This is a genomic window from Streptomyces dengpaensis, assembly GCF_002946835.1.
GTDB classification, from domain to species: domain Bacteria; phylum Actinomycetota; class Actinomycetes; order Streptomycetales; family Streptomycetaceae; genus Streptomyces; species Streptomyces dengpaensis.
In genome coordinates this window covers 2,431,984-2,457,539 of the sequence record NZ_CP026652.1, presented here as the reverse complement: position 1 = coordinate 2,457,539, position 25,556 = coordinate 2,431,984, and the positions used below count along the sequence as shown (strand labels likewise).

The 25,556-nt window shown below is 69.9% G+C and carries 18 protein-coding genes; 14 read left to right on the top strand and 4 right to left on the bottom strand.

The genetic code is table 11. From position 1 onward, the window contains the following. The first annotated feature begins 59 nt into the window (after positions 1–59). The 7 genes from C4B68_RS10985 to C4B68_RS10955 all read left to right on the top strand — a co-directional run bounded on the left by C4B68_RS10985 (position 60) and on the right by C4B68_RS10955 (position 8,412). Positions 60–1,307, top strand: coding sequence for a polyamine ABC transporter substrate-binding protein (locus C4B68_RS10985; protein ID WP_099502586.1), 1,248 nt, complete (start codon positions 60–62; stop codon positions 1,305–1,307). 5 nt (positions 1,308–1,312) lie between these two features. Then, the gene (locus C4B68_RS10980) at positions 1,313–2,491 is read left to right on the top strand and encodes an ABC transporter ATP-binding protein (RefSeq protein WP_099502681.1); all 1,179 of its coding nucleotides are present in this window, start codon (positions 1,313–1,315) and stop codon (positions 2,489–2,491) included. Next, positions 2,491–3,414 (top strand): ABC transporter permease, encoded by a 924-nt coding sequence (locus C4B68_RS10975; protein ID WP_099502585.1) that lies wholly within the window; start codon positions 2,491–2,493, stop codon positions 3,412–3,414. Before C4B68_RS10980 ends, C4B68_RS10975 begins: the two co-directional genes overlap by 1 nt. Next, positions 3,415–4,215 (top strand): ABC transporter permease, encoded by an 801-nt coding sequence (locus C4B68_RS10970; RefSeq protein WP_099502584.1) that lies wholly within the window; start codon positions 3,415–3,417, stop codon positions 4,213–4,215. 20 nt (positions 4,216–4,235) lie between these two features. Next, positions 4,236–5,663, top strand: a complete 1,428-nt coding sequence (locus tag C4B68_RS10965) for an NAD(P)/FAD-dependent oxidoreductase (RefSeq protein WP_099502583.1) — start codon at positions 4,236–4,238, stop codon at positions 5,661–5,663. 329 nt (positions 5,664–5,992) lie between these two features. Then, the gene (locus tag C4B68_RS10960) at positions 5,993–6,445 is read left to right on the top strand and encodes a hypothetical protein (protein WP_099502582.1); all 453 of its coding nucleotides are present in this window, start codon (positions 5,993–5,995) and stop codon (positions 6,443–6,445) included. Between the two features lie 236 nt (positions 6,446–6,681). Next, positions 6,682–8,412: a chitinase gene (locus C4B68_RS10955; protein WP_099502680.1), complete on the top strand. Its 1,731-nt coding sequence runs from the start codon at positions 6,682–6,684 to the stop codon at positions 8,410–8,412. Positions 8,413–8,440: 28 nt separating this feature from the next. Here C4B68_RS10955 and C4B68_RS10950 read toward each other — a convergent pair whose 3' ends face one another. From C4B68_RS10950 to gabT, 4 genes are all read right to left on the bottom strand, one after another. Then, positions 8,441–8,947: an McrC family protein gene (locus tag C4B68_RS10950; protein WP_240634298.1), complete on the bottom strand. Its 507-nt coding sequence runs from the start codon at positions 8,945–8,947 to the stop codon at positions 8,441–8,443. Beyond that, positions 8,944–9,336 (bottom strand): hypothetical protein, encoded by a 393-nt coding sequence (locus C4B68_RS42430; RefSeq protein WP_180289284.1) that lies wholly within the window; start codon positions 9,334–9,336, stop codon positions 8,944–8,946. The genes C4B68_RS10950 and C4B68_RS42430 overlap by 4 nt, the downstream gene beginning before the upstream one ends. Before the next feature lie 19 nt (positions 9,337–9,355). Then, positions 9,356–10,078, bottom strand: coding sequence for a phosphatase PAP2 family protein (locus C4B68_RS10940; RefSeq protein WP_240634297.1), 723 nt, complete (start codon positions 10,076–10,078; stop codon positions 9,356–9,358). Positions 10,079–11,163: 1,085 nt separating this feature from the next. After that, a complete protein-coding gene (gabT, locus tag C4B68_RS10930) occupies positions 11,164–12,498 on the bottom strand; it encodes a 4-aminobutyrate--2-oxoglutarate transaminase (RefSeq protein ID WP_099502581.1) in 1,335 nt (444 codons plus the stop codon). Positions 12,499–12,898: 400 nt separating this feature from the next. Here gabT and C4B68_RS10925 point away from each other — a divergent pair, with 400 nt between their 5' ends. From C4B68_RS10925 to secA, 7 genes are all read left to right on the top strand, one after another. Next, complete coding sequence (locus C4B68_RS10925) at positions 12,899–15,025, top strand: ATP-binding protein (RefSeq protein WP_099502580.1); 2,127 nt, start codon at positions 12,899–12,901, stop codon at positions 15,023–15,025. A 210-nt stretch (positions 15,026–15,235) separates the two neighbouring features. Then, positions 15,236–16,915 (top strand): PucR family transcriptional regulator, encoded by a 1,680-nt coding sequence (locus C4B68_RS10920; RefSeq protein ID WP_099502579.1) that lies wholly within the window; start codon positions 15,236–15,238, stop codon positions 16,913–16,915. Positions 16,916–17,174: 259 nt separating this feature from the next. After that, positions 17,175–18,620: an aldehyde dehydrogenase family protein gene (locus tag C4B68_RS10910; protein WP_099502577.1), complete on the top strand. Its 1,446-nt coding sequence runs from the start codon at positions 17,175–17,177 to the stop codon at positions 18,618–18,620. 689 nt (positions 18,621–19,309) lie between these two features. Further along, on the top strand, positions 19,310–19,615 hold the full coding sequence (locus tag C4B68_RS10905) for a hypothetical protein (RefSeq protein WP_099502576.1): 306 nt from the start codon (positions 19,310–19,312) through the stop codon (positions 19,613–19,615). Between the two features lie 641 nt (positions 19,616–20,256). Further along, complete coding sequence (locus C4B68_RS10900; protein ID WP_099502575.1) at positions 20,257–22,188, top strand: acyl-CoA dehydrogenase family protein; 1,932 nt, start codon at positions 20,257–20,259, stop codon at positions 22,186–22,188. 219 nt (positions 22,189–22,407) lie between these two features. Further along, positions 22,408–22,776 (top strand): hypothetical protein, encoded by a 369-nt coding sequence (locus C4B68_RS10895; protein ID WP_206337075.1) that lies wholly within the window; start codon positions 22,408–22,410, stop codon positions 22,774–22,776. Positions 22,777–22,811: 35 nt separating this feature from the next. Next, positions 22,812–25,553, top strand: coding sequence for a preprotein translocase subunit SecA (gene secA / locus C4B68_RS10890; RefSeq protein ID WP_099502573.1), 2,742 nt, complete (start codon positions 22,812–22,814; stop codon positions 25,551–25,553). The last annotated feature ends 3 nt before the right edge of the window (positions 25,554–25,556 follow it).

The window sequence follows — 25,556 nt, the reverse complement described above, 5'->3', positions numbered from 1 at the left end:
CCCTGGCAAGCAGGCCGCCCACCCGCGGCCGCCCACCCTCCCGAAAGGGCACCACGCGCATGGAGCAGTACGAGCCCGAACCGCTGACTCCGGTCCAGCTGGCCGCCATGCGGCGCAGCCTCCGGAACGGCAGGGCCTCCCTCAGCCGCCGTTCGTTGCTGCGCGCATCCGCGGGCGGCGCGCTCGCCGCCGGCGGTCTCGGGGCGCTGAGCGCCTGCGGGATCCCCGCGGCCGGCAAGACCCAGGGCGGGGTCACGGCCGAGGATCACTCGGCCAAGGAGAAGAGGATCAACTTCTCCAACTGGACCGAGTACATGGACATCGACGAGAGCGAGAAGCGCCACCCCACGCTCGACGCGTTCACGAAGCGGACCGGCATCAAGGTCAGCTACACCGAGGACATCAACGACAACAACGAGTTCTTCGGCAAGGTCAAGCCGCAGCTCGCGGCGGGCCAGGACACCGGCCGCGACATCATCGTCCTCACCGACTGGCTGGCGGGCCGGCTGATCCGCCTGGGGTGGGTCCAGAAACTGGACCCGGCGAACCTGCCGCACGCGTACGCCAACCTCTCCTCGCAGTTCCGCAGCCCCGACTGGGACCCGGGCCGCGCCTACTCGTACCCCTGGCAGGGCATCTCGACCGTCATCGCCTACAACAAGAAGGCGCTCGACGGCATAGAGGTCACATCGGTCTCCGACATGCTCGACAACCCCAAGCTCAAGGGCCGCATCGGCTTCCTCACCGAGATGCGCGACAGCGTCGGCATGACCTTGCTGGACATGGGCAAGGACCCGGCGAAGTTCACGGACGACGACTACGACGCGGCGATCGCCCGTCTCCAGAAGGCCGTGGACAAGGGCCAGATCCGCCGCTTCACCGGCAACGACTACACGTCGGACATCACCAAGGGCGACTTCGCGGCCTGCATCGCGTGGGCCGGTGACGTCGTCCAGCTCAAGGCGGACAGCCCCGACGTCGACTTCATCATCCCGGACAGCGGCTACATCACGTCGACCGACAACATGCTGATCCCCAACAAGGCGCGTCACAAGACGAACGCCGAGCGGCTCATGGACTACTACTACGAGCCCGCGGTCGCCGCCGAACTGGCCGCCTACATCAACTACGTCTGCCCGGTCGACGGAGTGAAGCCCCACCTCGCGAAAATCGACGAGGACGCGGCGAACAACCCGCTGATCATCCCAGACAAGGACATGGCCGCGAAGTCGCACTCCTTCCGCCTGCTCAGCGGCAAGGAAGAGACGGCCTACGAAGAGAAGTTCGCGAAGCTCACAGGGGCGTGACGATGATGACGACAGACAACAGCGGCGACGTCCGCCTCTCCGGGATAACCAAGACGTACGGCTCCTTCACCGCCGTACACCCGCTCGACCTGACCGTGCCGCAGGGCTCCTTCTTCGCCCTGCTCGGCGCCTCCGGCTGCGGCAAGACCACCACCCTGCGGATGATCGCCGGCCTGGAGGAGCCCACCTCGGGCACCGTCTCGCTCGGCGAGCAGGAGGTCACGCACCTGCCGCCGTACAAGCGGCCGGTGAACACGGTCTTCCAGTCGTACGCACTCTTCCCGCATCTCGACATCTTCGAGAACGTCGCCTTCGGCCTGCGCCGGCGCGGCATCAAGTCGGTGAAGAAGCAGGTCGAGGAGATGCTCGACCTGGTCCAGCTCGGCGAACAGGCCCGCAAGAAGCCGCACCAGCTCTCCGGCGGCCAGCAGCAGCGCGTCGCCGTGGCCCGCGCGCTGATCAACCACCCCAAGGTGCTGCTCCTCGACGAGCCGCTCGGCGCCCTCGACCTCAAACTGCGCCGCCAGATGCAGCTGGAGCTCAAGCGCATCCAGACCGAGGTCGGCATCACGTTCATCCACGTCACCCACGACCAGGAGGAGGCCATGACCATGGCCGACACGGTCGCCGTGATGAACGCGGGCCGCGTCGAGCAACTCGGCTCGCCCGCCGACCTCTACGAGAACCCGCGGACGACGTTCGTCGCCAACTTCCTGGGCACCTCCAACCTCATAGAGGCCGAGGTCGAGTCCCGGAGCGGCGACGAGATCGCCCTGAAGGCGGCCGGCGGCAAGCTCGTGCTGCCCGCGGCGCGGTGTTCGGCGCCCACGACGACCGGCGGCAAGGTGCTGCTCGGGGTCCGCCCCGAGAAGATCTCGCTCACCCACGCCGACGACGCGGGCGACATACCGGTGGGCCGCAACCGCATCACCGGCACGATCGCCGACTCCAGTTTCATCGGCGTCTCCACGCAGTACGTCATCGACAGCGCCGTCTGCCCGGAGTTCGAGGTCTACGCCCAGAACATCGACCGCGACCCCCGGCTCGTGCCCGGCGCCGACGTCGTCCTGCACTGGAGCCCCTCGCACACCTTTGGCCTCGATGCCGCCCAGTCCCTGCTTGCTGGGACGACGGGCTCCGCGGGCGTGGAGACGGTGGCCCCGGAAGAGGGGGTGGCGGCCTGATGGCGGCCGTCACCGAGGCGCCGCCCCTCGCGCCCACTCCCGAGAAGAAGCCCCCGCGCAAGCGCGGCCGCTGGACGCCGTACTGGCTGCTCCTGCCCGGCATCCTCTGGCTGCTGGTCTTCTTCGCGCTGCCGATGGTCTACCAGGCCTCCACGTCCGTGCAGACGGGCTCCCTGGAGGAGGGCTACAAGGTCACCTGGCACTTCGCGACCTACTGGGACGCGCTGTCCGAGTACTGGCCGCAGTTCCTGCGCTCGGTGCTGTACGCCGGCGCCGCGACCATCCTGTGCCTGGCGCTGGGCTACCCGCTCGCGTACCTGATCGCCTTCCGCGCGGGCCGCTGGCGCAACCTGATCATGATCCTGGTGATCGCGCCGTTCTTCACCAGCTTCCTGATCCGTACGCTCGCCTGGAAGACGATCCTCGCGGACAGCGGACCGGTCGTCAGCACCCTCAACTCGCTGCACGTCCTGGACGTCACCAGCTGGCTCGGCATGACGTCCGGCGACCGCGTCCTGGCCACGCCGCTCGCGGTGATCTGCGGTCTGACGTACAACTTCCTGCCGTTCATGATCCTGCCGCTCTACTCCTCGCTGGAGCGCATCGACGGACGCCTCCACGAGGCGGCGGGCGACCTGTACGCGAAGCCCATCACGACCTTCCGCAAGGTCACCTTCCCGCTGTCGATGCCGGGTGTCGTCTCCGGCACGCTGCTGACCTTCATCCCGGCGGCAGGCGACTACGTGAACGCCGAACTCCTCGGCTCCACGGACACCCGCATGATCGGAAACGTCATCCAGACGCAGTTCCTGCGGATTCTCGACTATCCGACGGCCGCTGCGCTTTCGTTCATCCTCATGGCCGGAATCCTCTTCATGGTCACTTTCTACATCCGCCGGTCCGGGACGGAGGACCTGGTCTAAATGCCCTTCGTCACCTGGTTCAAGCGCCATCTCGTCGTCATCGCGGGACTGCTGACGCTCGGATATCTGCTGCTGCCGAACATCGTCGTCACGGTGTTCTCCTTCAACAATCCGAAGGGGCGCTTCAACTACGCATGGCAGCAGTTCTCCCTGGACGCCTGGAAGGACCCGTGCGGCGTCGCCGACCTGTGCGGCTCGCTGTCGGTCAGCCTGCAGATCGCGTTCTGGGCGACGCTCGGCGCCACCGTCCTCGGCACGATGATCGCCTTCGCGCTGGTCCGCTACCGCTTCCGCGCGCGCGGGGCGGTCAACTCGCTGATCTTCCTGCCGATGGCGATGCCCGAGGTCGTCATGGCGGCCTCGCTGCTCACCCTGTTCCTCAACATGGGTGCTCAGTTGGGATTCTGGACGGTCCTGATCGCCCACATCATGTTCTGCCTCAGCTTCGTCGTCACCGCGGTCAAGGCGCGCGTGATGTCGATGGACCCGCACCTGGAGCAGGCGGCCCAGGACCTCTACGCCGGACCGGTGCAGACCTTCCTGCGCATCACCCTGCCCATCGCGGCCCCCGGAATCGCGGCGGGCGCGCTGCTCTCCTTCGCGCTCTCCTTCGACGATTTCATCATCACCAATTTCAACGCGGGCTCGACCGTCACCTTCCCCATGTTCGTCTGGGGTTCGGCGCAGCGCGGAACACCCGTCCAGATCAACGTCATCGGTACGGCCATGTTCCTGATCGCCGTACTGTTCGTCCTGGCCTCCATGGTCATCGGAAATCGCCGCACCAAGCAAAAGGCATGACTTCGTAGGGAGTTGAAATCATGGCCCCAAGCGCCATGAGCCGTCGCCAGACATGGACTGAATCCCTTTCCGACGCCCAGCCGGTCCCGTACTGGCTGGACGACCCCGGCAAGCCCCGCCCCGAGCCCGCCCTCACCGGCGCCGAGACCTGCGACCTGCTGGTCGTCGGCGGCGGCTACAGCGGACTGTGGACCGCGCTGCTCGCCAAGGAGCGCGACCCCGGGCGCGACGTGGTCCTCGTGGAAGGCCGGGAGGCGGGCTGGGCCGCCTCCGGCCGCAACGGCGGCTTCTGCGCCGCCTCCCTCACCCACGGCCTGGCCAACGGGCTCGCCCGCTGGCCGGACGAGATCAAGAAGCTGGAGGAGCTGGGCGCCCGCAACCTCGACGAGATCGAGGCGGCGGCCGCCCGCTACTCCCTCGACTGCGACTTCGAGCGCACCGGCGAGATCGACGTCGCCACCGAACCGCACCAGGCGGCCGAACTCCGCGCATGGCACGAGGAGCTGGAGCGCGAGGGCCTGGCGGACGGCATCGAGTTCCTCGACACCGACGCCGTACGGGAACAAGTCGACTCACCGACATTCCTGGCCGGCCTGCACGACCGCCGCGGCGTCGCCATGCTGCACCCCGCCAAGCTGGCCTGGGGCCTGAAGCGGGCGTGCCTGGGCCTCGGCGTCCGGGTGTACGAGCACACACCCGCGCTCACGCTGAAGCCGTACGGCGCCGGCATGGCCGTACGCACCCCGTACGGCTCGGTCCGCACCCGCAGGGTCGCCCTCGGCACCAACGTCTTCCCGAACCTGGTCAAGCGCGTGCGCGCGTTCACCGTGCCCGTCTACGACTACGCGCTGATGACCGAGCCGCTGACAGCCGACCAGCTGGCGTCCATCGGCTGGAAGAACCGCCAGGGCCTGGGGGACAGCGCCAACCGGTTCCACTACTTCCGCCTGTCCGCGGACAACCGCATCCTGTGGGGCGGTTACGACGCCGTCTACCCGTACGGCGGCCAGGTGCGCGCCGAGTACGACGACCGCCCGGAGACGTACGCCAAGCTCGCCGGGCACTTCTTCACCTGCTTCCCGCAGTTGGAGGGCCTGCGCTTCACCCACGCCTGGGGCGGCGCGATCGACACCTGCTCGCGCTTCTCGGCCTTCTTCGGCACCGCGCATCAAGGGAAGGTGGCGTACGCGGCCGGCTTCACGGGCCTGGGGGTCGGCGCGACCCGCTTCGGCGCGGACGTGATGCTGGACCTGCTGGCGGGGGAGCGCACGGAGCGCACGGAGCTCGGCATGGTCCGCAAAAAGCCGCTGCCGTTCCCGCCCGAGCCCTTCGCGTGGACCGGCATCGCACTGACCAAGTGGTCGCTGGCGCGGGCGGACGCGCACGGCGGCCGGCGCAATCTGTGGCTGAAGACGATGGACAGGCTGGGGCTGGGGTTCGACAGCTGAGGCCTGGCGCGTGGCGCGTGGCGCGTGGCGCGTGGCGCGTGGCGCGTGGCGCGTGGCGCGTGGCGCGTGGCGCGTGGCGCGTGGCGCGTGGCGCGTGGCGCGTGGTGCGTGGTGCCTGGTGCTTGAGTCTTGGTGACTGATGTCTGAGGCCTGAGGGCTCAGGACTGGGGGCGCGCGAGCACGAAAGTGATCCACTGGCGTACGCCCAGCTCAGCCACCGTGACCTGATTCACCACCAACAAGTAGCCGGAACCCGCGTAATGCCCCGCCCGAACCTCCCTCTCCCCTGTGGCGCGACCACGCCGACACGAGGAAAGGGAGGTTCCGCCATGACAGCGGCCAAGACGGCGGTTGAGTGGCTGGCATCCGTGGCTCCGGACCCCGAGGCCTGCCGGTGGGAGTGGGAGCGCAACCCGATGGGGGTCGCGCTGCTGCCGGCGGGCAAGGCCTGGGACGTACTCATCCTGCCGGGCGAGCTCGGCTATCCGACGCTCGACGTGCTCACCCGGGTGATCGACCAACCCGGGCCTGTGCTGGTCGACTTCGGCGACGCCCGGATGGGGTTCTTCGTCCCCGCGGGCACCGCGGCCCGCTGGCTCGGCACAGGGGTGCGCACAGCGGGTCGCGGTACGTGGATCGTGGTGCCGTACCCGGGAAGGGCGACCGGCGGGGTCCGCTGGCTGATCCCGCCGGACGGCTCCGGCACGCTCACCGATCCGGGGCTGCTGGAGCTGGCCATGCACGAGGCGGCGGCGGGTCTCGCCCGTGGGGAGGAGGGGTGAGCCCGCGGAGAGAACGGACAGCCGGGAAGGGCGCTGAGGCCTGGTAACCGGCAGCGCTCTTGACAACGCAATTGGTCTGGACCAAGTTGGGCGCGCTCCACCCTCCTATTCCCCCATGCCCGGAGGCAGTTGTGGATCGCGCCAGACGCAACGGACCCTGCGTACGTCGTCATCTCGTACCTCGTCATCGAAGGCTTCTCGCCGTGTGCACGGCCATCGTCCTGGCCGTGCCCGGCATGACCGCGCTCTCGTCGGCCGCCCGTGCGGCCGACGCGGACCTCGCCAGGAACGGTGGATTCGAGTCGGGTCTGGACGGCTGGACGTGTACGGCGGGTGACACGGTCAATTCACCGGTGAGGAGCGGCAGTTCGGCGCTGCGGGCGACCCCGGCCGGCAGTGACCACGCGCAGTGCTCCCAGACGGTGACCGTCAAACCGGACTCCCAGTACACCCTCTCCGGCTACGTCCGGGGCAACTACGTCTACCTCGGCGCGAGCGGCACCGGCACCACCGACGTCTCCACCTGGACCCAGTCCGCGACCGACTGGCAGCAGCTCACCACCACCTTCCGCACCGGCGCGTCCACCACCAAGGTCACGATCTACACGCACGGCTGGTACGGCACCGGCACCTACTACGCCGACGACGTCTCCCTGGTCGGCCCTGGCGTCGACGTGGGCCAGCCCCCGGCACCGCCCACCGGTCTGAGGGTCGGCACGGTCACGTCGTCGGCGGTCGCCCTGTCCTGGTCGGCGGTGACCGGCGCGACCGGCTACGCCGTCTACCGCGACGGGGTGAAAGTCCAGACAGCCAGCGGGACTTCCGCGACCGTCAGCGGCCTGTCACCGTCCACGGCGTACTCCTTCCAGGTCGCCGCGACGAACGACGCGGGCGAGTCCGCGAAGTCGGCGACGGTGAGCGCGACCACGTCCCCGGGCGGCGGCTCCTCGGACCTGCCCACTCACGCCCTCGTCGGCTACCTCCACGCGAGCTTCGCCAACGGCTCCGGCTACACCCGCATGGCCGACGTCCCCGACAGCTGGGACGTCATCGACCTGGCCTTCGGCGAACCGACCTCCGTCACCTCCGGCGACATCCGCTTCACCCGCTGCCCGGTCACCGAGTGCCCGACGGTCGAGAGCGACGCCGACTTCAAGGCGGCGATCAAGGCGAAGCAGGCGGCGGGCAAGAAGGTCCTGATCTCGATCGGCGGCCAGAACGGCCAGGTGCAGCTGACGACGACGGCCGCCCGGGACGCCTTCGTGTCATCCGTGTCGAAGATCATCGACACCTACGGCCTGGACGGCGTGGACATCGACTTCGAGGGCCACTCGCTCTCCCTGGACGTGAGTGACACCAATTTCAAGAACCCGACCACGCCGGTGATCGTCAACCTCATCTCGGCGCTGAAGACCCTGAAGGCGAAGTACGGCGCGCGGTTCGTCCTGTCGATGGCCCCGGAGACCTTCTTCGTCCAACTCGGCTACCAGTACTACGGCACCGGCCAGTGGGGCGGCCAGGACCCGCGCGCGGGCGCCTACCTCCCGGTCATCCACGCCCTGCGCGACGACCTGACCCTCCTCCACGTCCAGGACTACAACTCGGGCCCGATCATGGGCCTCGACAACCAGTACCACTCCATGGGCGGCGCCGACTTCCACATCGCCATGACCGACATGCTCCTGACGGGCTTCCCGGTCGCGGGCGACGCGAACAACGTCTTCCCGCCCCTGCGCCCCGACCAGATCGCCATCGGCATGCCGGCCTCGGTGAACGCCGGCAACGGCCACGTACCCCCGGCCGAGGTGAACAAGGCTCTCGACTGCCTCACGAAGAAGACCAACTGCGGCTCGTACGCCACCCACGGCACTTGGCCGGGCATGCGTGGCCTGATGACCTGGTCGATCAACTGGGACCGGTACGCGAACTGGGAGTTCTCGAAGAACTTCGACGGCTACTTCGGCTGAGACTTCAGGGCTGCAGGGCTGCAGGGCTTTAGGGCTTCGGGGCTTCAGTCGAGCACCGCTGCCCACACCCGGCCGAGCACCGCCCCCGCTCGGCGCCCCCGAGGGCGCCGAGCACCGACGGCAGGTCGAGGGACACCGACCGCACGCGGGCCGCGGTCGTCCCGTCCCAGCGGCGTACGGCGACACTCTCGCGCGGCGCCGATGTCCCTCCGGGATGCAGCAGTACGCCGGTCGGGACGGAGCCCGAGGGCTCCTGAGCCAGCGCGTGCGCGTAGAGAAAAGCCTGGTAGAGGTCGGGAACGGCGAGCTTTCTGCCCTCGAACAGCTTGTACTTGATGTCGACGGGGCGCCGCAGCGGCGCCCCGTCGCGGCTTCCCGAGACCAGTACATCGGGGCCTACTTCGCTGTCGTGGCGCCCGGTGCGCTCGTCGCGCAGCACTCCGCGGTGGCGCGACTGGTCCCGGACGGTGAAACCGGTTCCGGTCGCGGCCTCCCGCAGCAGTCGCGTGGCGAAGGACACGAACAGGACGTTCATGTCGTTGGGGAACGCCCGGGAAGCGACGGGGCCGGGCGAGAGGAGGTCCGCGAATCGATCAGCCGGCGCCACACGAGCCGGTCCGGGGCGGGGAACCGGGGCAGCTCACGGGAATCGGTGAGGTGGAGGCAGGCCGGATCGTGATGGATCATGCGGCCGTGCGCGGGAAGGATCACCTCGCCGGGTGACGGGGTGAGCGCGTAGTCGCGGCGCTCGAAGGTGACGACTACGGCCTTCGGCTCGTCGAAGACTCCGTGCTGCGGCCGGTCGGCGGTGACGGCTACGTGCTGCGGCCGGTCGGCGGTGACGACCCCCTGGTGTTCGTCTGCGGTGACGACCCCCTGCCGCCCGTCTGCCGTGACGGCCGACTTCCCCTGCCCGTCCGCCATCGCGTACCCCTCGCTCCGCTCACCGGCCCGCGACCGGTTGCCCCTCCGATGCTCCCCGACCGTAGTGCGCCACGACCAGCCGCATGACCTGAAGCAGGATCAGGGACAGGCACCAGCTCGCCAGCACGTCGAGGGGCCAGTGGTAGCCGCGGATGATCAGGCCCACGGCGACGGCGAGGTTGAGGGTGAGGCAGGCGAGGAGCAGGGTGCGGCGGGCGAACGCGCCGCGCAGCCAGGGCAGGAGGAGCAGGGCTGCGGTGCCATAGGCGATGGTGGCCGTGGCGGTGTGGCCCGAGGGGTAGAAGCCGGTGCCCGGGCCCATGACCGGGGGGCCGGGGCGGGCGATCAGTTCCTTCAGGGGGACGATCAGTGCCGGGACGGCCGCCATGAGTACGGCGGCGGCCAGGGACGGCAGCCACCACCGGTACGTGCCGGTTCGGCGGGCGCGGACGGCGACGTACACGAGGACGGTGGCGAGGACCGGGACGGCGACCGGGATGTTGCCGAGGTCGGCGAGGAGATCCCAGGCGCGGTTCGGGTGGACCAGGGAGCCGCTGAGGTGTTCGTCCGCGCGGGCGAGGGGGCCGTGGGCGGCGACCTGCCAGGTGATCAGCGCGAAGAGGAGAGCCGGCAGAGCCGGGAGACCCAGGCTCAGGAGGAAGTTCGGCCGTCCCGGAACAGGGGGCCTTCTGCCTTGAGCGGCACGCGCGTACTTGGGGACTGGTTCCGGGGAGGTCGACACGGTGCACAGCTTCGCAGGGATGGACGGCGCGCGTACTTCAGGGTCTCGGCACGGGGCGAACGCAGCATCGCCGAGTAGCACGACGCCCCAGGACCGCGGGCCGAACCGCAGCGCCCCGTCCCACCCCTCCGGGCGTAGGCCACGTATCCATGGATCAGGCCGCCGGGGCCCGGGGAGGCGTATGCGACGATCACGTCCAGGCAGGCCCAGGTTCAGGGGGAATCAACCCGCCAGAAGCTGTCGAGCAGTGGATCGCCCGCCCTCGGTCGGCGCGGAGTCCGCTCGGCCCAGGACGTGCGGCTGGTGCCCGCCAGGCTTGCCGTGCCGAGGGACCGAGCTGTGCGCTGGGCCCCCGGCGTAGGGAAGCTATGGGGAGACGGTGGCGGGCCGGAGCCGGAGGTGGGCCGTGCGGTTCACCTCCGGGCTGGAGCTGGCCCGATGCTACGACCTGCGTCGGGAGGCCGCGGCCGTCCTGGTGCATCTTCAACGAAGGACGGACAGCGGTGACCGAGATGCGTTCACCGGCCGACCGGTGCCGTTCAGTAGTGGCCCAGGACCGCATAACGGTGCGGGTGCGATGTAAGGCGTAACCATGGCGTCCCGAGCGGGAAACCAAGGCCGGGCATGTCGAAGGGCCAGCGCAAGGGGGGGTATGCGCTGGCCCTTCGGGAACGGCCGACTTGGCGACCTCCGTAGACCTACTTGCGAAGGAACTACGGGGGTGGTTCCGAGACGGCCGAGCGGATCGGAATGCCGCGCGCCCCGGGGGGTTTGGGGCGGGCGACTGTCCGATCGGTGAGGAGATCCGGAGCCGGAAGGTCCGGTGGTGTGCGCGAGGGCACGACCAGGGCGAAGCTGGGGAAGCCTCGACCCGGTGCCACCCACAGTCCCCTGTGGGCGGGGTGTATCTCTCATCTGGGTAAAACCTACGGCAGGGGGTGCGGGTCCGACAGACGGAATCGCGTCCCGTCATGCACCTCGCACACGTTCTTCACAGGGTCCGACGCGGGCCGCCGCAGCACCGGAACCAAGCGGAATCCGGCGTGGCCGTGCGGCCGGATTCCGGCGCTGGGGCAGGTGGGACGTCAGATGCGGGTGAAGGCCTGCTCGATGATGTCGAGGCCCTCGTTCAGGAGGTCCTCACCGATGACCAGCGGGGGCAGGAAGCGGAGGACGTTGCCGTACGTGCCACAGGTCAGGACCAGCAGGCCCTCCTGGTGGCAGGCCTTGGCCAGCGCGGCGGTCGCCTCCGGGTTCGGCTCCTTGGTGGCGCGGTCCTTGACCAGCTCGATGGCGATCATGGCGCCACGGCCGCGGACCTCGCCGATGATGTCGAACTTCTCCTGCATGGCGGTCAGACGGGACTTCATCGTCGCCTCGATCGCCTTCGCCTTGGCGTTGAGGTCGAGCTCCTTCATCGTCTCGATCGCGCCGAGCGCGCCCGCGCAGGCCACCGGGTTGCCGCCGTAGGTGCCGCCGAGGCCACCCGCGTGCGCGGCGTCCATGATCTCGGCGCGGCCGGTCACAGCGGCGAGCGGGAGGCCGCCGGCGATGCCCTTGGCCGTCGTGATCAGGTCGGGGACGATGCCCTCGTCCTCGCAGGCGAACCACTGGCCGGTGCGGCAGAAGCCGGACTGGATCTCGTCCGCGACGAAGACGATGCCGTTGTCCTGGGCGAACTTGCTGATGGCCGGAAGGAAGCCCTTCGCGGGCTCGATGAAGCCGCCCTCGCCGAGGACCGGCTCGATGATGATCGCGGCGACGTTGTCGGCGCCGATCTGCTTGTTGATCATGTCGATGGCCTGGGCGGAGGCCTCGGCGCCCGCGTTCTCCGGGCCGGTCAGCCAGCGGTAGCCGTACGCCACCGGCACGCGGTAGACCTCGGGCGCGAACGGGCCGAAGCCGTGCTTGTACGGCATGTTCTTGGCGGTCAGCGCCATCGTGAGGTTCGTGCGGCCGTGGTAGCCGTGGTCGAAGACGACGACGGCCTGGCGCTTGGTGTACGCACGCGCGATCTTGACGGCGTTCTCGACCGCCTCGGCGCCCGAGTTGAAAAGCGCCGACTTCTTGGCGTGGTCACCCGGGGTCAGCTCGGCCAGCGCCTCGGCGACGGCGACGTACCCCTCGTACGGCGTGACCATGAAACAGGTGTGGGTGAAGTCCTGCAGCTGGGCGGAGGCCCGGCGTACGACGGCCTCGGCGGACGCGCCGACCGACGTCACGGCGATGCCGGAGCCGAAGTCGATCAGACGGTTGCCGTCGACGTCCTCGATGATGCCGCCGCCGGCGCGCGTGGTGAAGACGGGGAGCACCGAGCCCACACCGGCCGCGACCGCGGCGGTACGGCGGGCCTGCAGCTCCTGCGACTTCGGGCCGGGGATGGCGGTGACGACGCGGCGCTCCTGCGGAAGTGCGGTCATGAGGGGCTCCCTGAGATCTTGCGAATGGCGGTGGCTGCGGGCGGTGGCGACGGATGAGTGCCGTCAGCTGCCGTGGCGGACGCTGGGCCTTCTTTCTTCGCAGGCTAGAGCCGGTGACGGGGGGTGGGCATGCTCCATGTGGGAGTTGTCAGCCACTTGGGTTGTCCGTGGTGGACATAGAAGCAGTCCGTGGTGGACATGGAGGTAGCCCGTGGTGGACATCGAGCGGGGCCCGGGGGTCCCGTAGCGACCTCGCACGACCCGGGGCGCGCCTCGGTACGGGCCGGGGCGCGCCTCGGTACGGCACCCGACCCGGCCCTGTAAACAGTGAACTCGCCCCGCAGGGGCACTAGATTGACCCGCGGACGACGCACGGAGCGGCTGGTCAGGGGGCAGGGCGATGGACAGCGACGGGACGCAGGACGCGCGGGGCACGCATGCCCATCAGGTGCCGCGTCCGGCGGGGCCACCGGACATGCCGGTGGCGCCACCACGGCCCCCGGGGGCTCCTGGCGTGCCGCCGTTGCCGGACGGGTCCGCGTTCCTGGCGTGGCTGCGGGCTCCCCGGCCGGAGGCGGCGCCCGGGGTGTGGCGGTTCGGGCACCGGCCGCGGCCGGAGGAGGAGCCGGAGCGGATCCCGGCCAGGCAGCTGCTGAGCGGCGCGCTGATCGCGTTCCTCGTGGGATGGCTCATCTGGTCGCTGCTGTGGAACGGGTATCTGGGCGGCTGGTGGGTGCTGCCACTGGAACTGTTCACCCCGGACTCCTGGCGGCACAGCGGCGATCGCGTCGGGAACGCCTTCCTCTGGTACGGCTACTACACGCTGATCGCCCTCGTCATCCTGATCGGCGTCGGCCGGCTGGGCCGGTGGGGTGAGGTCTGGCGGCGCTACGGGCTCCCCGCCTGGCGGCGGGCCGCTCCCGCGAGTGAGCGTCCGCCCGCGCCCGAGGAGGACCCCGCCCAGTGGAACCACCTCCGCGCCGCCGGTGCGGGCGACGCCGCCGACCGGCTCGCCGCCGAGGCCCGCGCCGGGCTGATGCGCGACGTCGACCATGCCCGGATCGCCCGCGCCTGGCAGGGCGTCCGCAGCGGGCGGCACAGTCTCGCCACGTTCACGGGGGCGGTGCTGAAGGACGGGTCCGCCGCCTGTCTGCATCCCTCGGGTGAGCGCGATCTGCCCGGGCGGCTCGCGCGGCACGACCTCGTGACCGGGCAGGTGCGGCTCGGCACGACCGCGGATGATCCGCGCAATCCGTACGCCTATCGTGGCACCGGTCTCGCCCTCGGCCCCGAACTGCTCGCCACCTCCCTGCTCGCCGTAGGACCCGCCGGGTCGGGCAAGAGCGGCGGTGTCGTCTGGCCGCTCGCCGAGTCGTTGTGCCTGCACGCGCTCGCCGGGCGGGCCGCCGTCGTCGTGGTGGGGGCCGCGGGCGCCGGGCTCGGGCCCGTCGACGCGTACGACGTCGTCGTACGGATCGGGAATCCCGAATCCGTGTACGACCTCGACCTGTACGGCGGGACCACGGACCCCGACGAAGCCGCGGCCGTGCTCGCCGAGGCGCTGGTCGGGGACCTCGCCGATCCGCATCCGGGGGGTGACAGCCGCCGGTCGACCACTGTGCTCGCGCAGTTGCTCGGGCCCTTCCAGGCTGTCCACGGCCGGTTCCCGTCCGTACCCGAGCTGCGGCAGCTGCTCGACGGCGCTCCCGGACCGCTCGGCGCGCTGCGCAAGGGCCTGGAGGACACCGGGCAGGAGTCGCTGCTACGGGAACTCGACGCGCGTGAGCGGCAGTTGGGAAACCCGGGGGATGTCGGCGATGTGCTGGCGGACCGGATCGCCCTGCTCGACCGGCCCGCGTTCGCGGGGTTCTTCGACACGGCGGGGCGATCGCGGCCGTTCTCACTGCGCGCCCTCGACCATCCGGTGCGCGTACGGATCGACCTGCCGCAGCGCGGGCACGCCGACGCCTCGCGGATCCTCGCGCGGCTGATGCTCGCGCAGTTCACGGCGAGCGTCGCGGTACGGGAGGACCGGTCGCTGTTCGCCTGTCTGGTGCTCGACGACGCGACGGGGGTCGTCACACCCGAGGCCGTACGCGGAATTCAGCGGCTGCGGTCCGGCAACGCCGGGGCCGTCCTGACGCTCCGCACGCTCGACGACGCACCGCGCCCGCTGCGCGGCCCGCTGCTCGGCGCCATCGGGTGCCGTATGGCGCTGTCCGGGCTCACCCCCTGGGACGGCCAGGACTTCGCCGAGGTCTGGGGCAAGGAGTGGACCGAGGCGCGGGACGTCACCGACCGGCAGATCATCGCGGAGACCCCGGCGGGCAAGGCGGTGCACATGCTGCGCCGGGTGATCACCGGGCATGCGCCGACCGCGCGGGCCGTCACCGTGCGACAGGTCGAGCGGGAGCGGTGGTCCGCCTCGGAACTGGCGCACGGAGTGCCGCCGGGGCACGCGGTGCTCTCGCTGACCAGTGTTGAGGGGGAGCACGCGCCACCGCTCCTGGTGGATCTGCGGAGTTGACCGGGAGCGGACCGGAAGCCGAGCGGGAGCCGAGCGCCCCGTCTGAGCAGGACGTCTGGACATACGGTCACGAGCCGACCGTACGGTGAGGCAGAATCGACACAGGTCGTTCATACGTTGCGGCCAAAAGATCCAAATGATCACATCTTCCGTGATCAAAGATCACACCGTCCACGACCGCCGAACATCCTGTGAAGACCTGAAGGTCCCATGCCCCCCACGCTCGCCTCGCTCGTCCACCACTCCGCGCTCAAGCTGAACGTGCGCGCGGGCGAGGACCGTCTGGACGTTCCCGTCCGCTGGGCGCACGTCAGCGAGCTCGCCGACCCCGTGCCGTACATGGAGGGCGGGGAACTGCTGCTGATCACCGCACTCAAGCTGGACGCGGAGAATCCGGAGGAGATGCGGCGGTATGTGAAGCGGCTGGTGGGAGCGGGCGTGGTTGGGCTCGGCTTCGCCGTCGGCGTCAACTACGAGGAGATCCCCAAGGCCCTCGTCGATGCGGCCGAGGAGGCCGGGCTGCCGCTCCTCGAGGTGCCCCGGCGCACGCCCTTCCTCGCCATCAGCAAGGCCGTCTCGGCCGCGATCGCCGCGGATCAGTACCGGGCCGTCACGGCTGGCTTCGCCGCGCAGCGCGAACTCACCAAGCAGACCCTGACCGACGGGCCCGAGGGGCTGCTGTCCGCGCTCGCCGGGCAGGTCGACGGGTGGGCGGCACTGTACGACGCGTCCGGCGCCGTCGTCGCCGCCGCGCCCGAGTGGGCGGGGCGCCGGGCCGCGCGGCTCACGCCCGACGTGGAACGGCTGCGGGAGCGGGCCGCGCCCGCCAGCTCCGTCGTCGGCGGCGACGACCGGGTGGAACTGCACACCCTCGGCACCGGGCGCCGTCCGCGCGCCGCGCTCGCCGTGGGAACCGCCGCCGCCCTCGGCACCGCCGAGCGGTACGCCCTGCACTCGGCGATCGCCCTGCTGACGCTCACCACCGAGCGGTCGCGGTCGCTGCACGCGGCCGAGCAGCGGATCGGCTCGGCGGTGCTGCGGATGCTGCTGGCGGGCGAGCCCGACCATGCCAGGACCGTCGCGGGGGAGCTGTACGGGGACCTGCTGGATGCCCCGTTCCGGCTGATCCTCGCCGAGTCGGCCTCCGCGTCGGCCGCGCGGGCGCACGCCGACGGGCACGCGCGCGTGGCCACCGCCGCGGTGTCCGCCGTCTCCGTCGCGGTGGCCGACACGAACGGCGATCCGCTCGGCGGGCTCGCCGAGGTCGTCGAGTCCGCCGCCGCGCGCTCCGGCGAGTCCGTGCTCGTCGTCCCCTACGGGGAGCGGCTCGTCGTGCTCGCCGCCGACGGGGGTGCGGCGGTCGCCGCCTGCGGGGAGTACGCGATGGCTCAGGAGGTCGCGCGGGCTGCCGTACGGGAGCAGCCGCCCGCCACAGGCGACGGGGACGAGCTCGTCGTGGGGATGTCGGCGCCCGCCGGGCCGATCGCTGCCGCCGCAGCGTACAAGCAGGCCGAGCAGGCCTTGTCCGTGGCCCGGCGCCGGGGGCGTTTCCTCGTCGAGCACGAGGAACTGGCCGCGGGGTCCGTGCTGCCGCTGCTCGCGGATGACGCGGTGCGGGCGTTCGCGGACGGGTTGCTGCGGGCGCTGCGCGAGCATGACGCCACCGGGCGGGGGGATCTGGTGGCCTCGCTGCGGGCGTGGCTGTCGCGGCACGGCCAGTGGGATGCGGCGGCCGCCGATCTGGGAGTTCACCGGCACACGCTGCGCTATCGGATGCGGAGGGTCGAGGAGATCCTCGGGCGGTCGCTGGATGACCCCGATGTACGGATGGAACTGTGGCTGGCGCTGAAGGCGACGGCCGGGGGCGACTCCAGCCCGTCCGGCGCTTGAGGATGAGTGCGAAGCGCGATACGGGGGTCTGGGGACGCTGTACCCATCAGCGGCTCCGCCGCGGGCCCCAGGTTCGGGACGGGTAGGGGCGGAGGGGGCGAAACAACCTGCGGCCCGCACCAGCCGCCCACCGTGCCAAAGCGGCGCACCCCACCCCCCGACTGCTACGACTCGGACAAGCGACCCCCTGCCTCAACGGCCCTACCGTGGACCGAGAACACCACGTACACCCCCAACGCGGAAGGGCCGGGACTCGCACATGACTTCCACCCACGCTTTCTGGCTCGCCGGCCGCCAGGCCACCGGTGAGACCACCTTCGACGTCACCTCCCCGTGGGACGGACGTCTCGTCGGCAAGGTCAGCGTGCCGACCGAGGCGCAGGTCGAGGAGGCCGTGGCCACCGCCTACGCCGTGCGGGACGAGTTCGCCGCCACGCCGGCCCACGTACGTGCCGACGCCCTCGACCACGTGTCGCGCCGGCTCGTCGAGCGCACCGAGGAGATCGCCCAGCTGATCTCCGCCGAGAACGGCAAGCCGATCAAGTGGGCCCGCGGCGAGGTCGGCCGCGCGGTGTCCGTGTTCCGGTTCGCCGCCGAGGAGGCCCGTCGCTTCAACGGCGGCGAGGCCCAGCGCCTCGACACCGACCCGGGCGGTCAGGGACGGCTCTCGCTGACCCGCCGCTTCCCAAAGGGCGTCGTCCTGGGCATCGCGCCGTTCAACTTCCCGCTGAACCTGTGCGCCCACAAGGTCGCCCCGGCCATCGCCGCCGGTGCGCCGATCATCCTGAAGCCCGCGCCCGCGACCCCGCTGTCCGGCCTCATCATCGGCGACCTGCTGGCCGAGACCGAGCTGCCCGCCGGGTCATGGAGCATCCTGCCCGTCTCCAACGAGCGGATGCCCGCGCTCGTGCAGGACGAGCGGCTGCCCGTCATCTCCTTCACCGGGTCCGAGAAGGTCGGTTACTCGATCATGGACTCGGTGCCGCGCAAGCACTGCACCCTGGAGCTGGGCGGCAACGGCGCGGCCGTGGTGCTGGCCGACTTCGCGAGCGACGCCGACCTCGACTGGGCCGCGACCCGCATCGCGACCTTCTCCAACTCCCAGGGCGGCCAGTCCTGCATCTCCGTGCAGCGGGTGATCGCGGACGCGTCCGTGTACGAGCGGCTGCTGCCCCGTGTCGTCGCCGCCGTCGAGGCCCAGGTCACGGGTGACCCGTCCGACGACGCGACGGAGGTCGGCCCGCTGGTCAGCGAGGACGCCGCCGTGCGCGTCGAGTCGTGGGTGGACGAGGCCGTGCGGGCCGGTGCCACGCTCCTCACGGGCGGCAAGCGCGACGGTGCCTCCTACGCGCCGACCGTCCTCACCGACGTACCGGCCGGTGTGACCCTCGCCAGCGAGGAGGTCTTCGGACCCGTCCTCTCCGTGCAGAAGGTGGAGGGGGAGGCCGCCGCCTTCGCCGCCGCCAACGACTCCAAGTACGGCCTCCAGGCGGGCGTGTTCACGCATGACCTGCAGACCGCCTTCCGCGCCCACCGCGCGCTGGAGGTGGGCGGCGTCGTGATCGGCGACGTGCCGTCCTACCGCGCCGACCAGATGCCGTACGGCGGTGTGAAGCAGTCCGGTGTCGGCCGCGAGGGCGTGAAGTTCGCGATGGACGACTACACCTACGAGCGAGTGATGGTGCTGACGGGCCTCGCCCTCTGATCCCACTCCTCACACCGACGGCCGGAGCCCGCTGTGCGGGGGCTCCGGCCGTCGGTGCGTCACGGCCTGTTCGGCAGCCGTGGTGCCGCCATGCGTGGCCGAAGCTCTCTGGCCAGTGAAAATCGTTTTCAGGTAAGGTCTCCGACGCAGGGGTCCGGCACCGATGCCTTCCGGTGCCGGACCCCTGCACCAGCTTGTGCGAGTACTCGCGCGTGACCGCGTGGTATCCCCTGGAGCTCGGGCAGCCGCATGCCCGACGGGCAAGGCGGACCGACGGCGTGTCAACGTGCTGCCGTGCGAACCGTTTCCGCAGATCGTGCGGGCACGGTCACGCCCCGGATGTAGATGTGTGCCCGCCGTGGAGGCAGCGCCCGCGGGGGCGATCGCCGCAGCGCGAGGCGCCCGCGCGCACGGGGAGTCGTAAGCGCACGGTAACCGCCGGGGGGTTCGTTTTGTGCAACTCGCCCTATTTTGCGGGGAGTTGAAGGCGGGAAGCGTCAGTCACGCACCGTCACCCGTATGGGTGTATTCGGTCGCGTCGACGTAACTCGCTGGTGCGGCCTCCGTTTGGATGCACGGAGACACAACCGCTTCCGGCGGCGCTCGAGGCTCAACTTGCCGGCTGATCCCCCGAGCGCCGCCGCCGACCGTAGATACATCAGGCGACCCTCTCGAAAAGGAACTACCTCATGCCCCACGGGGACTTTGATGATCGCGACCGTCCTCCGGAGCGAGAACACCGCGATTACCTAGAGATCATCTCGCTCATCCTGCAGTTCACCGGCCTGATCGCGGATTTGCTCGGCCTGGACCACGCGGTGAAGCTCGCCGCCGAGCTGATCGGCGTCACGCTCACTGCCGTACGACGCCGCCGCACAGCAACACTTTCCCTGCGGATCGCTCCCGCTGTGGCGAGACTGCGCGGCCTGAGCGGCGCTCGCCACCGTCTTGCTGGTGCCTCCCGTGCGATCCGTGGGTGGTGGAACAGGCGGTAGAGACGGGGGCGGCTCGGGCGAGTCGCCCCTCCTCTAGGAGTGTTCAGTTGTCCGCGCAGCTCCCAGGTCTTCGTGGTGCTGCGCGTCGCACTTCTTGGTGTAGGTCTGGTGGTCGTTCGGAACGCTGATCCCGTAATGGGACTTTGAGCAATTCCCGGGACACAGTGTGAACTGATCAAAGCCCAAGAGGTTCCCGTTTCCAGGGCCGTATTCACCCTTACGGGTGATTAAAACACGCCGAGAGTGACTATCTGTCCCTGGTCGAGAAGGGCTACAGATCAACGCGGCCTCATACGGACCATCTCGGATTGCGGGCCTTGGAGATCGGTCCGTGGGCTCGTCGGGCTCGTCGCGCGGCGCCAGCATCGGTTTCGGGTCTCCGCGGAGCGGGACGCTTGCCCCCCGAGGCCATGGCCCCGGGTCTGGACCGCGTCGGCTGAGGTGTCCCCCGAATGGCGGGTATGACCGGCGTGCGTCCGTGACCGCCGGAGGGCCGTGATTGCCGTACTGCCGGGCGCGACCGGTTGAACCGAAGGGCGCGCGAGGACTGGTGGGCGCACCCCGAATGGGGTAAATACGATCGAGTAGCACTGGTCGGTAACGAACACCCCCAAGATCCCTATTCGCGGCGAGGTGACCTCATGTCCGCCACACCCCACCAGCCCACCGTCACGGAACGTGAGGCCCGTCAGGTCGCCGAGGCCGCGCGCGAACAGGACTGGCGCAAGCCGAGCTTCGCCAAGGAGCTGTTCCTCGGCCGCTTCCGGCTCGACCTGATCCACCCGCACCCCATGCCGGCCGACGAGGCAGCGCAGCGCGGCGAGGAGTTCCTCGCCAAGCTGCGCGACTTCTGCGAGACGAAGATCGACTCGGCCCGCATCGAGCGCGAGGCGCAGATCCCCGACGAGACCATCGACGGGCTCAAGGACATCGGCGCCTTCGGCATGAAGATCGACACCAAGTACGGCGGCCTCGGCCTCACCCAGGTGTACTACAACAAGGCGCTCGCCATGGTCGGCTCCGCGAGCCCCGCTATCGGCGCGCTCCTGTCCGCGCACCAGTCGATCGGCGTACCGCAGCCGCTGAAGCTGTTCGGCACCCAGGAGCAGAAGGAAACCTTCCTGCCGCGCTGCGCCCGCACCGACATCTCCGCCTTCCTGCTGACCGAGCCAGACGTGGGATCCGACCCGGCGCGGCTCGCCACGTCGGCCGTCCCGGACGGCGACGACTACATCGTCGACGGAGTGAAGCTCTGGACGACCAACGGCGTCGTTGCCGACCTCCTCGTCGTCATGGCGCGCGTACCGAAGTCCGAGGGCCACAAGGGCGGCATCACGGCGTTCGTGGTCGAGGCCGGCTCCGAGGGCATCACCGTCGAGAACCGCAACGCCTTCATGGGCCTGCGCGGCCTGGAGAACGGCGTCACCCGCTTCCACCGGGTCCGCGTGCCGGCCGTGAACCGTATCGGCCCGGAGGGCGCGGGCCTGAAGATCGCCCTGACCACCCTCAACACCGGCCGCCTCTCGCTGCCCGCCATGTGCGTGGGCGCGGGCAAGTGGTGTCTGAAGATCGCCCGCGAGTGGTCGGCGGCGCGCGAGCAGTGGGGCAAGCCGGTCGCCTTCCACGAGGCCGTCGGCGCCAAGATCTCCTTCATCGCGGCCACGACCTTCGCGCTGGAGGCCGTCCTCGACCTGTCGTCCCAGATGGCCGACGAGGACCGCAACGACATCCGCATCGAGGCCGCCCTCGCCAAGCTGTACGGCTCCGAGATGGCCTGGCTGATGGCCGACGAACTGGTCCAGATCCGCGGCGGCCGCGGCTTCGAGACCGCCGAGTCGCTCGCCGCCCGCGGGGAGCGCGCCGTCCCGGCCGAGCAGATCCTGCGCGACTTGCGCATCAACCGCATCTTCGAGGGCTCCACGGAGATCATGCACCTGCTGATCGCCCGCGAGGCCGTCGACGCCCACCTGTCGGTCGCGGGCGACCTCATCGACCCCGACAAGACCCTCTCGGACAAGGCGAAGGCAGGCGCGAACGCCGGTGTCTTCTACGCCAAGTGGCTGCCGAAGCTGGTGGCGGGACCCGGTCAACTCCCGCGCTCCTACGGCGACTTCCGGCACCAGGTGGATCTGTCGCCGCACCTGCGCTACGTCGAGCGCAGCGCCCGCAAGCTCGCCCGCTCCACCTTCTACGCCATGTCCCGCTGGCAGGGCCGCATGGAGACCAAGCAGGGCTTCCTGGGCCGGATCGTCGACATCGGCGCCGAGCTCTTCGCGATGAGCGCGGCCTGCGTCCGCGCAGAACACCTCCGCACCACGGGCGAGCACGGCCGCGAGGCCTACCAACTCGCCGACGCCTTCTGCCGCCAGTCCCGCATCCGCGTCGACGAACTCTTCGACCGTCTGTGGACCAACACCGACGACCTCGACCGCAAGGTGGTCAAGGGCGTCCTGTCGGGCACGTACGAATGGCTGGAGCAGGGCGTCATCGACCCCTCCGGCGAGGGCCCGTGGATCGCCGACGCGACGCCCGGCCCGAGCCGGAGGGAAAACGTCCACCGACCCATTCGCTGACCCTTTCCCCAGGAATGCACACCCTCCCCGTCCGCCATTCCGCCGCTTGCCGCACGGAAGTTGTGCGTCAACAATGAAGGGAATGGCGAACGGGGACAGCGGATGCGCCAAGGAGTCGGGGAAGAATACAGCCACGGTATTTCCGTACAGCTGACGCGTGGCCGCGGGGACGCGTGGCGGCAGCTGCATGAGATGGATCTCGTACGGGCCCTGCGGACCGTGCGCAATGAGGTGCAGCCGCTGGCGCAGAAACTGCGCGAGGCCGCGCCGGAGACCTTCGATGCGCACCGGGACGCGCTCGCGGTGCTGCTGAACGACTGCGCGTTGTCCGTGCTCGACGAGGAGCCACGACCGCCCGTGGCCTCCCTCGACGCGGTACGGATCCGGAGAATCGACCTCCGGGACATCGATGGCCTGCTCGACGCCGGCCGGCCAGGTGAACGGCCCGTCATCCAGCAGCTCTTCCGCGCCGCGCTCGACGTGGTCGACGACCCCGTACTGCGCGAAGTGATCACCGCCAATCAACAGGGCGTCCATATTCTCCAGCGGGCCAATCGCTGGATACGAATGCTCGCCGACGCCGTTTAGTAGTGCCGAGTTGTGCTGAGTTGTGGGGGAATTCCATGCCAGGGAAAGGTCTGGACGCCATCACCGGCAGGATCATGCGGGCCGGCGAGGGACGGATGCTGCGCCGACTCGAACGCATCGCAGCGCAGGTGGGCTCCCTCGAGGAGGAGTTCAAGGGGCTGGCCGACGACGAACTCAAGGCGCTGACCCCGGAGTTCAAGGAGCGGTACGCCGCGGGGGAGAGCCTCGACGACCTGCTGCCGGAGGCCTTCGCGGCGATGCGCGAGGCGGCCCGGCGCACCCTCGGCATGCGCCATTTCGACGTCCAGATCATGGGCGGCGCGGCGCTGCATTTCGGCAATATCGCCGAAATGCAGACCGGCGAGGGGAAAACCCTGGTCGGCACCCTGCCCGTGTATCTGAACGCGCTGGCCGGCAAGGGAGTTCACCTCGTCACGGTCAACGACTATCTGGCCGAGCGGGACGCGGAGTGGATGGGGCGCGCGTACCGGTTCATGGGACTGACCGTCGGCGTGATCAAAACACAGTCGGCCCCGGCCGAACGACGCGCGCAGTACGCCTGCGACATCACCTACGGCACCAATACCGAATTCGGCTTCGACTATCTGCGCGACAACATGGCGTGGTCACAGGACGAACTCGTCCAGCGCGGCCACCATTTCGCGATCGTCGACGAGGCCGACTCGATCCTCATCGACGAGGCGCGCACCCCGCTGATCATCTCCGGCCCGGCCGATCAGCCCACGCACTGGTACGACGCCTTCGCCACGTTCGCCCTGCGGATGAAGGGCGTGCAGGTGCAGGAGGAGCAGTTCACCACGCAGGCCGACAAGGACCGCCTCGCCGAACTGCGCACCCGGTACCACTACGAGTACGACCCGAAGAAACGCACGGTGGCGATCCTGGACGCCGGAGTGGAGTACGTCCAGGACCAGCTCGGCATCGACAGCCTCTACGAGTCCGACCACACCCCGCTCATCGGCCACCTCAACAACGCCCTCAAGGCCAAGGAACACTTCAAGCGGGACAAGGACTACGTCGTCGTGGACGGCGAGGTGCTCATCGTCGACGAGCACACCGGCCGCATCCTCGCGGGCCGCCGCTACAACGAGGGCCTGCACCAGGCCATCGAGGCCAAGGAAGGCGTGACGGTCAAGGACGAGAACCAGACGCTCGCCACGGTCACCCTGCAGAACTTCTTCCGCCTCTACGAGAAACTCGCCGGCATGACCGGCACCGCCATGACCGAGGCGGCCGAGTTCCACCAGATCTACAAGCTGCACGTCATCCCGATCCCCCCCAACCGGCCGATGGTCCGCCGCGACGACCCCGACCAGATCTACCGCACCGAGGAGGCGAAGTACGCCGCGATCCTCGCGGACATCGCGGAGAAGCACGCGCAGGGCCAGCCGATCCTGGTGGGCACGACCTCCGTCGAGAAGTCCGAGGTGCTGTCCGCGCGGCTCAGGAAACAGGGCATCCGGCACGAGGTGCTCAACGCCAAGAACCACCGGCGCGAGGCCCAGATCGTCGCGCAGGCCGGGCGCAAGGGTGCGGTCACCGTGGCCACGAACATGGCGGGCCGCGGCACCGACATCATGCTCGGCGGCAACCCGGAAGCCATGGCGCTCGCCGCGACCGGAGAGGACGCGGACGCCGAGGAGCGGCAGCAGGTGCTCGGCCGGATCACCTCCGCGGTCGCGGCCGAGCACGACGAGGTCAAGAAGCTCGGCGGCCTCTACGTCCTCGGCACCGAACGCCACGAGTCACGCCGCATCGACAACCAGCTGCGCGGCCGCTCGGGCCGCCAGGGCGACCCCGGCGCCTCCCGCTTCTACCTCTCGCTCCAGGACGACCTGATGCGGCTGTTCCGCGCCAACGTCGTCGACCGGGTGATGGCCATGGCGAACGTCCCCGACGACGTACCCATCGAGAACAAGATGGTCACCCGCGCCATCGCCTCCGCCCAGGCCCAGCTGGAACAGCAGCACTTCGAGTCCCGCAAGGATGTCCTGAAGTTCGACGAGGTCCTCAACCGGCAGCGCACCCTCATCTACGCCGAGCGCCGCCGCGTCCTCGCGGGCGAGGACCTGCGCGAACAGATCCTGCACTTCATGGACGACACGGTCCGGGCGTATATCGAGCAGGAGACCGCCGAGGGCTTCCCCGAGGACTGGGACCTCGACCGGCTGTGGGGCGCGCTGAAGCAGCTGTACCCGGTGGGGATCACGGTCGAGGACCTTGAGGACGAGGCCGGGGACCGTGCGAGCCTGACCGCCGAGGGCCTGATCGAAGCGGTGACGGCGGACATCCACGCCCGGTACGAGGAGCGCGAGGCCGAACTCGGTGCCGAGTCCCTGCGCGACCTGGAACGGCTCGTCGTTCTCTCCGTGCTCGACCGCAAATGGCGCGAGCACCTCTACGAGATGGACTACCTCCGCGACGGCATCGGCCTGCGCTGGACCCTCGGCCGGGAGCCGATCGTCGAGTACGAGCGGGAGGGCTTCGACATGTACGGCGCGATGACCGACGCCATCAAGGAGGAGTCCGTCGGCTACGTCTTCAACCTCGACGCCGCCGCCCCGGGGGCCGAGACGGGGCGTGCGCCCACCGACGGGCTGCACTTCACCGCGCCGACGCTGGACACCGCCGAGGGTGTGGTCGAGGGCGACTTCGCCTTGGCGGAGGCACCGGTGGATCGTCCCGCCGAGCCGGTGCGCGAGCGGCGCGCCGCCACGCGCTCCGGCAGGTCCAAGGCGCGCCGCCGCAAGCGGTGACCG

What these genes read in the sequence shown, in the direction of transcription:
- C4B68_RS10905 (WP_099502576.1), top strand. Translation starts at nt 19,310, where the DNA reads ATGCCCCACGGGGACTTTGATGATCGCGACCGTCCTCCGGAGCGAGAA.
- C4B68_RS10910 (WP_099502577.1), top strand. Translation starts at nt 17,175, where the DNA reads ATGACTTCCACCCACGCTTTCTGGCTCGCCGGCCGCCAGGCCACCGGT.
- C4B68_RS10970 (WP_099502584.1), top strand. Translation starts at nt 3,415, where the DNA reads ATGCCCTTCGTCACCTGGTTCAAGCGCCATCTCGTCGTCATCGCGGGA.
- C4B68_RS10900 (WP_099502575.1), top strand. Translation starts at nt 20,257, where the DNA reads ATGTCCGCCACACCCCACCAGCCCACCGTCACGGAACGTGAGGCCCGT.
- C4B68_RS42430 (WP_180289284.1), bottom strand. Translation starts at nt 9,336, where the DNA reads ATGGCGGACGGGCAGGGGAAGTCGGCCGTCACGGCAGACGGGCGGCAG.
- C4B68_RS10920 (WP_099502579.1), top strand. Translation starts at nt 15,236, where the DNA reads ATGCCCCCCACGCTCGCCTCGCTCGTCCACCACTCCGCGCTCAAGCTG.
- C4B68_RS10960 (WP_099502582.1), top strand. Translation starts at nt 5,993, where the DNA reads ATGACAGCGGCCAAGACGGCGGTTGAGTGGCTGGCATCCGTGGCTCCG.
- C4B68_RS10925 (WP_099502580.1), top strand. Translation starts at nt 12,899, where the DNA reads ATGGACAGCGACGGGACGCAGGACGCGCGGGGCACGCATGCCCATCAG.
- C4B68_RS10965 (WP_099502583.1), top strand. Translation starts at nt 4,236, where the DNA reads ATGGCCCCAAGCGCCATGAGCCGTCGCCAGACATGGACTGAATCCCTT.
- C4B68_RS10985 (WP_099502586.1), top strand. Translation starts at nt 60, where the DNA reads ATGGAGCAGTACGAGCCCGAACCGCTGACTCCGGTCCAGCTGGCCGCC.
- C4B68_RS10975 (WP_099502585.1), top strand. Translation starts at nt 2,491, where the DNA reads ATGGCGGCCGTCACCGAGGCGCCGCCCCTCGCGCCCACTCCCGAGAAG.
- C4B68_RS10950 (WP_240634298.1), bottom strand. Translation starts at nt 8,947, where the DNA reads ATGAACGTCCTGTTCGTGTCCTTCGCCACGCGACTGCTGCGGGAGGCC.
- secA (WP_099502573.1), top strand. Translation starts at nt 22,812, where the DNA reads ATGCCAGGGAAAGGTCTGGACGCCATCACCGGCAGGATCATGCGGGCC.
- C4B68_RS10980 (WP_099502681.1), top strand. Translation starts at nt 1,313, where the DNA reads ATGACGACAGACAACAGCGGCGACGTCCGCCTCTCCGGGATAACCAAG.
- gabT (WP_099502581.1), bottom strand. Translation starts at nt 12,498, where the DNA reads ATGACCGCACTTCCGCAGGAGCGCCGCGTCGTCACCGCCATCCCCGGC.
- C4B68_RS10955 (WP_099502680.1), top strand. Translation starts at nt 6,682, where the DNA reads ATGACCGCGCTCTCGTCGGCCGCCCGTGCGGCCGACGCGGACCTCGCC.